At 61.8% G+C, this 13,206-nt stretch carries 14 protein-coding genes; 3 read left to right on the top strand and 11 right to left on the bottom strand.

The genetic code is table 11. The annotated features are described in order from the left end of the window. The 3 genes from ATN84_RS08540 to hppD all read right to left on the bottom strand — a co-directional run. Positions 1–301, bottom strand: a 301-nt coding sequence (locus ATN84_RS08540) for a hypothetical protein (protein ID WP_153020160.1), incomplete at its 3' end; no start/stop codon positions are given. A gap of 379 nt (positions 302–680) precedes the next feature. Beyond that, positions 681–1,370 (bottom strand): DUF746 domain-containing protein, encoded by a 690-nt coding sequence (locus tag ATN84_RS27735; RefSeq protein WP_068881252.1) that lies wholly within the window; start codon positions 1,368–1,370, stop codon positions 681–683. Positions 1,371–2,098: 728 nt separating this feature from the next. Continuing rightward, positions 2,099–3,199 carry a 4-hydroxyphenylpyruvate dioxygenase gene (gene hppD, locus ATN84_RS08530; protein ID WP_068881259.1) on the bottom strand — a complete coding sequence of 367 codons (1,101 nt, stop codon included), beginning with the start codon at positions 3,197–3,199 and terminating at the stop codon, positions 2,099–2,101. Between the two features lie 134 nt (positions 3,200–3,333). On the opposite strand from hppD, the gene ATN84_RS08525 reads away from it, so the two are divergent. Further along, the gene (locus ATN84_RS08525) at positions 3,334–3,795 is read left to right on the top strand and encodes an Lrp/AsnC family transcriptional regulator (RefSeq protein ID WP_068881251.1); all 462 of its coding nucleotides are present in this window, start codon (positions 3,334–3,336) and stop codon (positions 3,793–3,795) included. A 107-nt stretch (positions 3,796–3,902) separates the two neighbouring features. On the opposite strand, the gene hmgA is transcribed toward ATN84_RS08525, so the two are convergent. Next, complete coding sequence (hmgA, locus tag ATN84_RS08520) at positions 3,903–5,270, bottom strand: homogentisate 1,2-dioxygenase (RefSeq protein WP_068881250.1); 1,368 nt, start codon at positions 5,268–5,270, stop codon at positions 3,903–3,905. 146 nt (positions 5,271–5,416) lie between these two features. Between hmgA and ATN84_RS08515 the strand changes: the two genes are divergently transcribed. Next, positions 5,417–5,842 carry a MarR family winged helix-turn-helix transcriptional regulator gene (locus ATN84_RS08515; protein WP_068881249.1) on the top strand — a complete coding sequence of 142 codons (426 nt, stop codon included), beginning with the start codon at positions 5,417–5,419 and terminating at the stop codon, positions 5,840–5,842. A 4-nt stretch (positions 5,843–5,846) separates the two neighbouring features. Here the strand turns inward: ATN84_RS08515 and ATN84_RS08510 are convergent, their stop codons facing one another. The 7 genes from ATN84_RS08510 to ATN84_RS08480 all read right to left on the bottom strand — a co-directional run bounded on the left by ATN84_RS08510 (position 5,847) and on the right by ATN84_RS08480 (position 12,089). Next, positions 5,847–6,338, bottom strand: coding sequence for a MarR family winged helix-turn-helix transcriptional regulator (locus ATN84_RS08510; protein WP_068881248.1), 492 nt, complete (start codon positions 6,336–6,338; stop codon positions 5,847–5,849). A gap of 115 nt (positions 6,339–6,453) precedes the next feature. Further along, positions 6,454–7,764, bottom strand: a complete 1,311-nt coding sequence (locus tag ATN84_RS08505) for a TRAP transporter large permease (RefSeq protein WP_068881247.1) — start codon at positions 7,762–7,764, stop codon at positions 6,454–6,456. After that, the gene (locus tag ATN84_RS08500; protein ID WP_244491030.1) at positions 7,761–8,276 is read right to left on the bottom strand and encodes a TRAP transporter small permease; all 516 of its coding nucleotides are present in this window, start codon (positions 8,274–8,276) and stop codon (positions 7,761–7,763) included. Before ATN84_RS08500 ends, ATN84_RS08505 begins: the two co-directional genes overlap by 4 nt. After that, positions 8,273–9,277 (bottom strand): TRAP transporter substrate-binding protein, encoded by a 1,005-nt coding sequence (locus ATN84_RS08495; RefSeq protein ID WP_068881245.1) that lies wholly within the window; start codon positions 9,275–9,277, stop codon positions 8,273–8,275. Before ATN84_RS08495 ends, ATN84_RS08500 begins: the two co-directional genes overlap by 4 nt. Next, the gene (maiA, locus tag ATN84_RS08490) at positions 9,274–9,978 is read right to left on the bottom strand and encodes a maleylacetoacetate isomerase (RefSeq protein WP_068881244.1); all 705 of its coding nucleotides are present in this window, start codon (positions 9,976–9,978) and stop codon (positions 9,274–9,276) included. The genes ATN84_RS08495 and maiA overlap by 4 nt, the downstream gene beginning before the upstream one ends. A gap of 7 nt (positions 9,979–9,985) precedes the next feature. Continuing rightward, positions 9,986–11,197 carry a fumarylacetoacetase gene (fahA, locus tag ATN84_RS08485; protein ID WP_201026341.1) on the bottom strand — a complete coding sequence of 404 codons (1,212 nt, stop codon included), beginning with the start codon at positions 11,195–11,197 and terminating at the stop codon, positions 9,986–9,988. A 157-nt stretch (positions 11,198–11,354) separates the two neighbouring features. Further along, positions 11,355–12,089 (bottom strand): LuxR family transcriptional regulator, encoded by a 735-nt coding sequence (locus ATN84_RS08480; protein ID WP_068881242.1) that lies wholly within the window; start codon positions 12,087–12,089, stop codon positions 11,355–11,357. A 136-nt stretch (positions 12,090–12,225) separates the two neighbouring features. On the opposite strand from ATN84_RS08480, the gene ATN84_RS08475 reads away from it, so the two are divergent. Then, positions 12,226–13,185: an MBL fold metallo-hydrolase gene (locus tag ATN84_RS08475; protein WP_068881241.1), complete on the top strand. Its 960-nt coding sequence runs from the start codon at positions 12,226–12,228 to the stop codon at positions 13,183–13,185. The last annotated feature ends 21 nt before the right edge of the window (positions 13,186–13,206 follow it).

The following is a 13,206-nucleotide window of genomic DNA, read 5'->3' as shown; positions in this document are numbered from 1 at the left end:
TGCCATATTTGTTGTGCGACAGCCCCTGCCCGTTCGGCGTGACGATATCGACAAGCGGCACGCCGTTCGGCGCGGCGCCGATACCGGGCCGATTGGTGGCCGGCGCACCGGCATCCGGCGTCACCTGCTGTGCCTGCACCAGTGCCGGCTGGAAGGCGAGAAGGCCGCTCAGGAGCACGGCCGTCACCTTGCGGACCAACGCGCCCGCAGCAGCGGAAAAGCGCTCTTCAGGCCGGAAACGCAAACTGTCTTTGGAAATACGGGCGGCACGCGAAATGCGCGAACGGGCAGCAACAGGCATCAACGGTCCCCTCGCATCTTGCGATGCGCTTGCGACAATAAATATCCGCCCCCACCAGGCAAATGGCTCCAATATCTCTCTGGAGTACGGCGTGACAAAATCCCTGTCACTGCCGGTTTGCGGTTATCACCGGCGACAGCCGGAGACAATCACATACCACTCCTGCGCGTGCTCTTCGGAAAACGAGCGTCAAAAGTCAAGTGTATGCAGTCTTTATCGACAACCTTCCCGCGATCCATGTTGCATCGGCGTCACATCATGGGCCTGGGACGAAGGTGGGGAGCGAGAATGGCGGAGCCCCCGGAAACCCGCACCGCCGAAAGCGGCAGGAACGGAACCGGTTCATCGGCGCTGTCCCTCCCGATCGGGCGGTGCTTCGTCAGCCCGTTTCGCGGCCCTTGCGGCGCGGCGACGGCGGTCGTACGACGACGCGATGGTCGAGCGTCGAAATATCCTTGCCGCCGGTCACCTGGCCAAGCCGGACATACCGTCCACATTGGTCGCAATGGCACTGCCGCTCGCCGTCATCCGCCTTGAAGCCGCGATAATGCAGCGACTGTCTGGCATGACAATAGGGGCACGCGGCGTCTGGCCTGATCTCCATGCCGAGCCGCACCTTGGCCTCCCAATAGCCTGATGGGTCCAACTCAAGCAGCCATTGCCGCAGACGTTTGACATACCGCGCCACCGTCACCGCTTTGACGCCGAGGATGCGGGCGGCGTCGTTGTTCGGCCGCTGCTGCGACAGAAGCCGGAGAAAATCCTTGAACCAAGGCTGGTGCAGCTTCAGCCCGGCGATCGGCGTGCCGGTGGTGCGGCGGAAATGCATGTCGCAGCTGAGGCAACGGAACACCGGCAGCGCCGGCCTGGGATGCGCGGCACGCGACGAGAGCACCGTGTGGCTGCCCTGGCAGCGCGGACAGGGCGGCGGGGTTTCCGACAGCGACAAAAGCTCCTCGAACCGGCCTTCGAGAAACCGCGTCAGTTCCGGATCCTCCGTGTCGGGCAGCGGCGTCGACCGCGCGAACAGCGGGACCGTCGGATCGAACTGGCGTTTCGGTGACTTCATCGTCAAGGGCTCATGGAAAGGGACAGAAGCTCAGGGAAACGGTCCAGTCAACGCGACGTGCTTTCCCGCAGCGTGTTCTGATTACCTCCGGCTTGCCTGTTCAACAAGACCGGTGACAAGCCTCATCCGCCATCAGTACCGGAAACTGTCTCGCACTTTAAGTGAATGAACTGGCGACGTTCAGCCCAATTCTGACCGGCGCTCGGACCGACAGAGGCAATTCACGACAATGCATGCGGCCCCTAACCGCCGAGCTGGCAGCTAAGGAATGCTATATCCAGATTTTTTACCGATTCATGTCTGAGCTGGTTGAAGGGACAGGTTTCAAATCTCTATGGTTAGCAAATGTCGGTCGGTCAAAACCTGCAGAGCCCTTTCGCATCCATTCCGTCGGTACCCGTGCACGGAATGCCAACCAAGCCGCGACGGCAGCAAACACGAAGCTGCTCAAGGGCGGCTCCTATCTGTGTCCCAAATCCTTTTACTATCGCTATCGTATCGCAGCGCGCACCAGCGCGAGCGCCAACAGTTCAACACGGCATATGAGTTTCAGGATCGTCTTTAGCAGGTGAACATGATCATCCCCCAGCCCGAAGGCCAAAAGCTAGGGATTTTTCGTGTGAGCGTTCTTGCGATCCAACTAGACCATACTCGTCCGAGAAGGCTAAGCCGGTTAACGTCGAGATCTTTTTCCATTTTCGAGCGTGCCTACCTAGTCGAAGGATACGCTATCGGCCAAGAACGCCGCGGCGAATCTGATCCTCCTCGATCGATTCGAAGAGAGCGCGAAAATTGCCTTCGCCAAAACCGTCATCACCCTTGCGCTGAATGAACTCGAAAAAGATCGGCCCGATCACCGTCTTCGAGAAGACCTGCAACAGAATGCGGGTCTCGCCACCGCCTACGACGCCTTCACCGTCAATCAGGATGCCATGCCTCTTCATGCGGTCGATGGGTTCGGCATGGCCCTTCACCCGCTTGTGCGACATTTCGTAATAGGTGTCGGGCGGTCCAGGCATGAACCGCATGCCAGCGTCCGATATCCGGTCGGTGCCGGCATAGATGTCCTCGGTGGCGATGGCGATGTGCTGAATGCCCTCGCCCTTGTACCTCCGCAGATATTCCTCGATCTGGCTGTGATCGTCGGTCGATTCGTTAATCGGGATGCGGATCTTGCCGTCGGGCGAGGTCAGCGCGCGGCTGACAAGACCCGTATGCTTGCCCTTGATGTCGAAATACCTGATTTCGCGGAAATTGAACGTGTCGTGGTAGAACCTGTACCATGTGTCCATGTTGCCGCGGATCACGTTATGGGTCAGGTGATCGAGATAATAGAAGCCGAAGCCCTCGGGTTTCGGGTTCGGCTCATCCAGCCAGTCGTAATCGGACTCGTAGCAACTGCCTTCATCGCCATAGGTATCGATGAAATAGAGCAGCGAACCGCCGATGCCATGGACGGCAGGCGCGCCGATCGACTTGCCCTCGCCCTTGTATTCCTCGGCGCCCAGATCCAGCGCGCGCTTCAGCGCGACCTGCGCATCGACCACGCGCCAGGCCATCGCCGGTGCACAGGGGCCGTGCTCCTCGACGAAGGCAGCCGCATGGCTGTTCTCGTCGGCGTTCAGCACGTAATTGATGTCACCCTGGCGATAGAGGGTAATGTTCTTCGTCTTGTGCTTGGCGACTGGCGTGAACCCCATCTGACGGAAGACGACGTCGAGCTTCCCGGGTTCGGGATGAGCGAATTCGACAAATTCGAAGCCATCGGTTCCAGCCGGGTTGGCCGCGCTGATTGTGGCCTTCGGTGCGTCGTGCGGAAAGGGACCCATGCGTTCCTCCTTCAATGCATTCCCATCATATATGAATATGATGACAGAAAGCGGATGCATGAAGCTTGCGAAAGAGGTGCTTAACCCAGTATTATTACACAAAACGCGCGCCATTTTGGAGTTTCCTGCACGGTATGAAACTGGACAGCTTCGATATTGCAATTCTTGCCGCATTGCAGCGTGACGGGTCGATGACCAATGCCGCGCTGGCCGAGGTGGTGAACCTGTCGCCCTCGCAATGCTCCCGCAGGCGGGCCGCGCTGGAAGAGGCCGGTATCATCGAGGGCTATACCGCGCGGCTCAGCGCCGCCAAGCTGGGCTATGGGTTGCGTGCGATCATTCGGGTGAACCTGTCCAGTCACGGCCAAGGCAAGGAGAACGATTTCGCCCGCTTCGTCGCCAGCCAGCCGGCGATCCGGCAGGCCTTTTCAGTATCGGGCGACGCCGATTACGTGCTGGACGTGCGTACTCACGATCTGGGCGCTTTCGCCGATTTCATCCACGAACACCTGCTCTTGCATCCGCAGGTGGCGCAGGTGCGATCGGAAATCGTGCTGAAAACGCTAAAGGACGATCGCGGCGTAGGAATGCTCTAGGTGCCTACCGGCTTAGCCGCCGGCGTGCTCACGGCCCGTGGCAGACGTCTGCCACGCCTTACAGTTCGGTCCCGCCTTGCCAGGCTGGCACCTCCGGTTCCGGCCGCTCATTTCGCGCCGGGTGTTCCGTCGAACTTCTTTTCGAGCTGGCTCCAGACCTCGATATATTCCTTCTGCATCGGCGCTTCCTTGGCGGCAAAATCGGTCAGATGCTGAGGGAAGCGGGTTTCGAACATAAAGGACATGGTTTCTTCCAGCTTCTCGGGCTTCAGATCGGCATTGCTGGCGCCCTCGAAGGCATCCCGGTCGGGGCCGTGGGGCAGCATGCAATTGTGCAAGCTCATACCGCCGGGCGCGAAACCCTGTGGCTTTGCGTCATAGATGCCGTAGATGTTGCCCATGAGCTCCGACATGATGTTCTTGTGGTACCAGGGCGGGCGGAAGCTGTGCTCGGCGACCAGCCAGCGCTCACGGAACAGCACGAAATCGATATTCGCCGTCCCCTCCTGCCCCGAGGGCGCGGTCAGAACGGTGAAGATCGATGGGTCGGGATGATCGAACAGGATCGCCCCGACCGGCGCATAGGTGCGCAGATCGTATTTGTAGGGACAATAATTGCCGTGCCAGGCGACCACGTCCAGCGGCGAATGGTCGATCCATGTCTCATGGAACTGGCCACACCATTTGATCACCACACGGGAACGGACATCACGATCCTCGAAAGCCGCGACCGGGTATTTGAAATCGCGCGGGTTCGCCAGGCAGTTCGCGCCGATCGGCCCGCGATTGGGCAGGTCGAACTTCTGGCCGTAATTCTCGCAGACGAAGCCGCGGCAAGGGCCTTCCAGCACTTCGACACGATAGACCAGTCCGCGCGGAATGATGGCGATTTCCTTGGGCTCAAGATCAATAATCCCCAGTTCGGTACAGAAGCGCAGCCGACCCTCCTGCGGCACGACCAGCAGTTCGCTGTCGGCCGAGTAGAAATACTCGTCCTGCATGGACCGCGTGACCAGATAGATGTGGCTGGCCATGCCGATCTGGGTGTTCACGTCACCCGCAGTGGTCATGGTGCGCATGCCGGTGATCCAGGACAGATCTTCGTCCGTCTTGGGCAGGGGCATCGGATCCCACCGGTATTGGCCGAGGCTGGTGACGTTTGGCAGCATGTTCGGCGCGGTTTTCCAGTAGGGTAGCACGAGCGCCCTGAAATCGCCCGTATGCCGAACCGAAGGACGAATGCGATAGCACCAGGTGCGTTCGTTCTTTCCACGGGGAGCGGTAAAGGCGGTGCCGGAGAGCTGCTCGGCGTAAAGTCCGTAATTGCATTTCTGGGGTGAGTTCTGGCCCTGTGGCAGCGCGTCGGGTAGGGCCTCGGTTTCGAAATCATTGCCGAAACCGGGCATGTAGCCTTCGTGCGTGCCGGTCGTGACGGTCGCGCGGATCATACCCTTGGGCAGGTGCTGATCTGTCATCCGAATATCCTCCTCCGATATGATCGTTGTAATTGCAATGAAAATACCGTTGCGATTGCAACGATGTCAAGCTAACTCGCTCGACATCAGAAATTTTGTTGTCGTTGCAACGAAATTTTGCTGATCTGGCTGGAAAAGGAGAGGCCATGCCGTTTCACCTGGACGATTTCCTACCCTACCGCCTGTCGGTCGCAGCGACCCGGATCAGCCGCAGATTCGCCGCGCTTTATGAAGCCGAGGCCGGACTGACCATCCCCGAATGGCGGGTTCTGGCGCATCTGGATCATTCGGGCAGCGTCAGCGTGCGCGACATCCACGCCCGGGTCAATCTCGACAAATCCATGGTCAGCCGCGCCGCCTCGCGCCTGCAGGAGGCGGGACTGGTACGCAAGTCCGAGCATGGTACCGACCGGCGGCTGGTCGCGCTGGAACTGACGTCCGACGGGCTGGCGTTGATGCAGCGCCTCGAGCGCATCGCCGAGAACTTTCAGGCCGAACTGCTGGCGGAACTGGACGAGGATGCAGCCGGACTCAGCAAGGCGCTGGACCGGCTGATCGAAAGCAAGACGTGACTTATCAGGTTTCAGTCTGTGATCGGCCCGGCCGCGGAAACGCCGTGCCATGCCCCTTCTCGGGCTGGGTCATATCGGCAATGGCCCGATCCAGCGCGGCAATACCCTGGTCCAGCGCGGCACGGTCGCCCGCCGGCATCGCCTGCAGGATCTCATTCGCGCGCGCCTCGACCTCGCCAAAGACGCGGCGGAACAGATCACGCCCCGCGGCGGTAATGGCGTAGTTGCGCAACCGGCGATCGGAACCCAACACCTCGCGGGTGATGAACCCCTTGTCCTCCAGCCGAGAGGCCGCGCGGCTGACCTGCACCTTATCCAGTGACGTGCGTTGTGACAGCCGCAGTGAATCCAGCGTTCCGGCGTCTTCCAGCAGGAAGAGAAGACGCCATTCCTCGCGCGAGAGCCCATGCTCGCGGCCATAAACGGCCACCAGCTGACGTGAAAAAGCCTCGGCCACCACGGCAAGGCGATAAGGAAAGAAAGTTTCGATGCGCATTAAGTACCGCCGGATTACAGGATGTCATTTCCAATGAAACGAATGCCTCGTAACGGCTTGGGAATCAACCTTGAGGCCCTCCGCTTGAGCGGGGAAACCGGCTCCTCACACAGGATCAGGTAACCAGATACAAAGACAGCACCGGCAAGGCGATGATCAGAGCCAGGCGAACGATATCCGCCATCCAGAAGATATATACGCCGCGGAAGATCGTTCCCAGCGAGACATCCGGCAATACCGAGCGCAGCACGAAGACGTTCATGCCGATGGGCGGCGTGATGAGGCTGATCTCCGTCACCACCACAACGATGATGGCGAACCATATCAGTACCGCATCGGGGCTTTCCAGGCTGGCCAGCCCGAAATCCAGGTTCGACACCAGCGGATAGAAAACCGGCACCGTCAACAGAATCATCGACAGGCTTTCCAGGAAGCAGCCCAGCACCATATAGATCGCGACGATCACCATGAGCACCACCCAGGGCGACAAGCCCAGATTCTCGACGAGATCCGAAAGGCTGTCGGGCAGGCCGGCAAAGGTGACGAAATTGCTGAAAATCTCGGCGCCGATGATGATGGCGAAGATCATCGCCGAGGCCGTGGCGCTGTCGAGAAACGCCGTCCACAACGCGCCGCGGCTGAGACCGCCGGTTGCAAGCGCGATCAAGAGGGCGGCGGCGGCACCCATGCCGGCGGCCTCGATCGGCGTGAAGAAACCGCCGTAGATGCCCCCCATGATGAAGACGAACAGCGCCAGCACGGCGGTCACGCTGACCGCGTCGCGGCGGGTCATCGGGTGGACGTCCCTCACGCGCGGGGCCAGTTCCGGCTTCAGCCGCACGGCAACCATTACCGCCAGCAGATAACCGATGATGCCGAGAATACCGGGGATGATACCCGCCAGAAACAGTTTGCCGATATCGGCCTCGGTCAACAAGCCGAAGATGATCAGCACGACCGAAGGCGGAATCAGGATGCCAAGCGTGCCCCCCGCCGCGATGGCGCCGGTAGCGAGACTGTCGGAATAGCCGAAGCGCCGCATCGAGGGCATGGTGACCTTGGCCATGGTGGCCGCCGTGGCCAGCGACGATCCGCAAACCGCCGAAAAGCCCCCGCAGGACAACACGGTGGCCATGGCAAGTCCGCCACGCATACGCCCGAACACCCGGTCGGCGGCCGAGAACAGCCCCCGCGCGATACCCGAGCCGGCGAGGACGTTGCCCATGAAGATGAACAGCGGCACGACCGACAGCGAGTAATTCAGTCCGGTTTCGAAAACCGCGTTGCCGACCATCGCGCCCGCGGGTCCCCAGCCGCGCAGCAGCGCGAAACCCACACCACCGACGACGACCATCGCAAAGGCGATCGGGACGCGCGCAAAGACCATCACCAGCAGGATCACGAAAGCAACCAGGGAAATAGTCATGACTCTTCCCGCCGCAAGATCATGCTTACGGCCGAGACGGCGCAGCTTGCGGCCGCCAGAAAGGCCAGCGGCGCCATCGGCAAGCCCAGCGAGGCGCTGCGGGTGCTTTCATGTAGCTGGTCCAGCCCGATCACCACCAGCCGCCATGTGAAATAGCCCAGCACCATAGCAGAGATGATCCCCGCTAGCCGGCCCAGCAGGCGCTGGACACGAGACGGCAGCAGATGCAGCGCCAGATCGACCTCGACATGACCGCCATCTGCGCTCGTCAGCGGCAGCGCCACAAAAACAAGGGCGGCCAGCAGTATCTGCGTCAGCTCATAGGCGCCGCCGAAAGGCCGGTTGAACGCATAGCGACCGATCACATCGATGCAGGTCACGCCGATCAGCATCACGATCAGCAGCGCCGCAACGCCGGCCAGCAGCCGATACCAGAGCGCCTGCCGATGCGGCGTCCGGCCCGGAATCATGTCCGGAGCCGGGTCGTCGGGCATGGGGTCAGCCCTGCTCATTTAACCTCGACCCCGGTCATTCCGCGGAACTCGGCCAATGCGGCTGCGCCATCATAGCCGTCGCCCAGACTATCCGACCAGCTTTGTTCCAACTTGCTCGCAACGCCACGCAGGGCGGAGACGACGGCTGGGCTCGCCTGGTAGAAATCGACCTTGTCTCCGATCTTCTTCTTCGCAGCGATATCGGCATCGTTCCATGCCTGGCCCACGCGTTCGGCGAAAGCCTCACCCGAAATCGCATCGATGGCGGCGCGATCCTCTTCGGACAGGCTGTTCCACTTGTCTTCATTGATCACAAAGAACCAGGTGGTGTTGTAGATGCCGCCGGGCACGGTCATCGAGTATTTGATGTAATCGACAAGGTTGAAGGCGGTCATCGCCTCATAGGTGAAGGCGACCCCGTCGATAACGCCGCGCGACAGCTTCTCATAGACTTCGGTCGATGACATGAACAGCGGCGTTGCGCCCAGTGCTGAAACCAGATCGCCCACATAGCCGCCAGGCACCCGGATCTTCAGGCCCTGCATGTCTTCCGGCTTTTCGATCTTGCGGACATTGTTGTGCAGAAGGCCAGGGCCATGCATGAACAGGCCCAGAAGATGCGTACCCTCGTGTTCACCGGCCGCATCCAGTTCCCCGCCATAAATCTTCCAATAGGCCTTGGAATTGGCGATGGCGTCATCACCAAGGAAGCTGAACTGGCCCAAACGGGCGCGTTGGAAGCGGTCATCCTCGGTAAAGGAATGCAAGCCGTAGGTGATATCGGCAATACCGTCGCGGGCCATGTCGAAATGTGCAGGCGGGCTGCCGAGCGGCTTGCCCATGATGCGGACAGTGACGCGGCCGTCGGTAACCTTCTCGACCTCCTTGGCCCAGGGCTCGAACGCGTTGACGACGATGGGATGCTTGGGCGGCAACCAGGACGACATGATCAGCTCTTCCGCCGCCAGCGGTGTTGCCGACAGCAATAGCCCTGCGAGGGCCAGCTTCAATGATTTCATTTTCTCTCTCCCACGGTTTCCTTCGCTTTGCGCGAAGGGTCGAAATTGTCCGGATGGGCCGCGGCGAACGCGGGTAGGGCATCGCAGGCACGCGCCACCGCCGAAACGCGCGGCAGATGGTCGAACGTCACGCCCCACCGTGTCGCATTGTAGAGCTGCGGGATAAGCGTGCAGTCGGCCATGCCGGGCTGGTCGCCATGGCAGAAGCGGTCGATGAAACCCGAATTGTCCAGCATCGCCTCGACCGTCAAAAGCCCCGCCACGATATTCTCGCGGTTCCACGTACCGCGCGCCTCCAAACCGGCCAGAGCCTCCACCCGGCCGAGAACCGCCAGATTGGAAAGCGGATGGATCTCGCAGGCGACGGCCAGCGACAACGCGCGGACCCGCGCCCGCGCCTCCTCTCCCTTGGGCAACAGCGCCGGTTCGGACCGCGTCTCCTCCAGATATTCGATGATTGCCAGCGACTGCGTCAGCACCAGACCGTCGATTTCCAGCACCGGAACCAGACCTTGTGGGTTCAGCGCCAGATGCCGCGCGTTGCGCTGCACCCCGGCAACGAGATCGACCGGCACGCGGTCATAGGCGATACCCTTCAGCGCCAGCGCGATCCGCACCCGATAAGAGGCCGAGGAACGCCAGTAATCATGCAGGACCGGTTTGCCCGCCGGTGCTGGATGCTCCGTTGAAAGCTCTGCCATGCCGTCCTCATTCTTTCGCCGGAAGGATCTTGCCGGTACAAGGACCGAAGCCGATGCGATAGCCTTCGCCCCGTGCATGGGCGTAGAGCCCGATCTCGTCGCCGTCCTCGATGAAGGTGCGGTCCTCGCCCTTCACCTTGACCGGGTTCTTGCCACCTTGCGTCATCTCCAGCAGCGCGCCGGTCTGATCGCGCGTCGGCCCCGAGATCGTCCCCGAGCCCAAAAGATCGCCCACCCGCATCGGGCAGCCCGATTCCGTGTGATGCGCAAGCTGCTGGGCGCTGGAGTAGTACATGACGTTGTAATTCGTCTTGCCCATGGGCTGACCGTTCATGGTCCAGCCGACGGTCAGGTCGTAGAGACCGGGGCGTTCTTCCCGCAGATAGGGCAGCAGCGGGTGGTCGCGTTCGGCGCCGGCGCAGCGGAACGGCTCAAGCGCGGCCTGCGTCACGATCCATGGACTGATCGTGGTGGCGAAGGCCTTGGACTGGAAGGGGCCCAGCGGCTGGTACTCCCACGCCTGGATGTCGCGCGCCGACCAGTCGTTCAAAAGCACGTAGCCGAAGATCATCCGCTCGGCCTCCGCGACGCTGACGCGCCGGCCCATCGCGCTGTCGGCGCCGACGATGGCGCCCATCTCCAACTCCAGATCCAGCCGGCGGCAGGCTGTCCAAACCGGACCGTCGCCACCTTTGACCTGCCCGGCGGGGCGGTGGATGGACGTACCCGAGACGACGACCGAGGACGCCCGGCCGTTATAGCCGATCGGCATATGCGTCCATTGCGGCGGCAATGCATTCTCCGGCCCGCGGAACAGGGCGCCGACATTGAAAGCGTGGTTCTTCGAGGCATAGAAATCGGTGAACTCGGTCACCCGGATCGGCAGGTGCAGCGTCGCCTCGGCCATGGCGACCAATGGCACGGATTCGTCCCCGTCCTCGGCCAGCAGATCCGTTAGCTGGGCGCGGATCTCGTCCCATGCCGCGCGACCCAATGCGATGAAGTCGTTGAGCTGCGGCTGCGAGAAGGTGCCCTTGGCATCCAGCAAGCCGCGCGCCTCGCAGGCCGCCAGGTCGACAATCATGTCGCCGATCGCGATCCCGCAGCGTGGGGCCTCCCCGCCTGCCGAAAACACGCCAAAGGGCAGGTTCTGAATGGGAAAATCGCAATCCGCGTCGTTCGCAGCCGCAACCCAGCTGCGCAATGGCCTTTCAACCACCGGCACTCCATGCCTCCTGTATTCTGAAGCCTCCCAATCGTGCCAGGACGGCGCGAGTGCGCAGTCCTTACACTGCGCTCTGTCCTACCACATTTCGTTTCAATTGCAACCATTATTGGCGGTGCACTCGAAGGCAATAGCCGGAGACAGCCGCATCTCAATCCAGGAACGCGGGCAGCAGATCGTTTGCCTTCGACAGGCCCAGCTTCTCATAGGCGCGCTGGCGATATGTCAGCACGGTGCCGTAACCCAACCCCAACTCCTCGCCGATCTCGCGCGCGGTTCGGCCGGCCAGCGTACGTGCACACACCGCGCATTCGCGCGGCGTCAGCACGCGATGCGTCTCGGCCAAGCGGCGCTCGATCCGGTGGATCAGCGTGCCCCCCTGACCAGGGTATTGCAACAGCCGTGTCAGTCCGGTTATGGCGATTTGCGCAAGGGCGCCAAGTTGTGCCATGTCGGGCTCGTCCCGATGGCGCTGGTAGAATGTCACCACGAGGCTGTGGTCGCCGGCGCGCCAACCAAAGCAGATCTTTTCGGTGAAGCGCGGCTGTTCGAAGCAGAGCTTTCGGTAGGCGCCCAACGCGATCGCATCCGTGGGAATGCGGCAAAAGAAGCCGGTGCCCGGCCGTGCGGCCAGCCGCACCGCCACGGCCGGATCGCTGCGGTGAAAGCGACGGGCATAAGCCTCGGCACGCTCGGCCGCATCCACCAGACCGCTTGATGAAGCCAGCGTTTCCGGAGCGCCGTCCCCAATGCGATAGGCGAACAGCTCTTCGACGCCAGCCGTCGAATAAGCCGTGTCCAGCAGGCGCTCCGAGAATGTCTCCAGATTGCGCGCATCCAGCAGGGCCGCCGCGCGCTGCGGGTCGATCAACCCCATCGAAGGCATGTCCGCTCCTCCATCGGCCACGCGACCCCGGGACCGTTCCACCCGTGTCGCTAGATCTAATGACATACAGGACGTAATCGTTGCAATAGAAATGATCTGGGCGTTCTATTTGCCAGATATCACGGGAGAGAGAAACATGACCAAACCGTTCGCCTCCTCGGCCGACACCGCCGAGAAAACCGACAGGCTCGAGATTCTCGGCGATGGCGTCTACGCGCTGACGGCCGAGGGCGACCCCAATGTCGGCGCCGTCGAGGGTGAAGACTTCGTGGTGGCCATTGAATCGCGCGCCACGCCGCCCGCCTCGCGCGACTGGCTGGAGATCCTGCGCAAACAGACCGACAAGCCAATCCGCTATCTGGTTCTGACCCATTACCACGCCGTGCGCGTGCTCGGCGCCAGCGCCTTCTACGCTGATGACATCATCATGTCCGAGGCCTCGCGCGATCTTGTGGCTGAACGCGGCGAAGCGGACTGGAAGAGCGAGTTCGCTCGCATGCCGCGCCTGGCCAAGGGCGCCGACGAGGTGCCGGGCCTGACCTGGCCCACGATCACCTTCGCTCAAGCATACGACATCGATCTGGGTGGCGGGCGCGGCAGGCTGGAGCTGCGCTTCCTGGGCCGCGGCCATACCGGCGGCGACATCGTCGTCTGGCACGACCAGACGCGGACACTTTATGCGGGTGACCTGGTCGAGGCGAAGGCCGCGCTTTACACGGGCGACGCCTATCATTTCGACTGGGCCGGCAAGACGCTGGACAACGTCAAGCAGTACGGTGCCGAGAACCTGATCGGCGGGCGCGGCGCGGTGGCGCGCGGCATCGAAGAAACTGACGCCGCAGTCGAGCAGACCCGGAAATTCCTCAACGGCATGATCGACAATGTGGGCCGCGTCCACAAGGCCGGCGGCACGTTGAAAGAGGCATTCGAGGCAACCCATGCCGCGCTGGCTCCCGAGTTCGGTGCCTGGCCGATCTTCGAGCACTGCCTGCCATTCGACGTGCAGCGGCTGTGGGACGAATTCGACGGCATCGAGCATCCCCGCATCTGGACCGCCGAACGCGACCGCGCAGTCTGGGCCAAGCTGCAAGACTGAGGTCGGCGGGAAGGGAGGAAC

The sequence above is a fragment of the Paramesorhizobium deserti genome (assembly GCF_001558695.1).
GTDB lineage: Bacteria > Pseudomonadota > Alphaproteobacteria > Rhizobiales > Rhizobiaceae > Paramesorhizobium > Paramesorhizobium deserti.
This window is presented reverse-complemented; position numbering and strand designations above follow the sequence as displayed.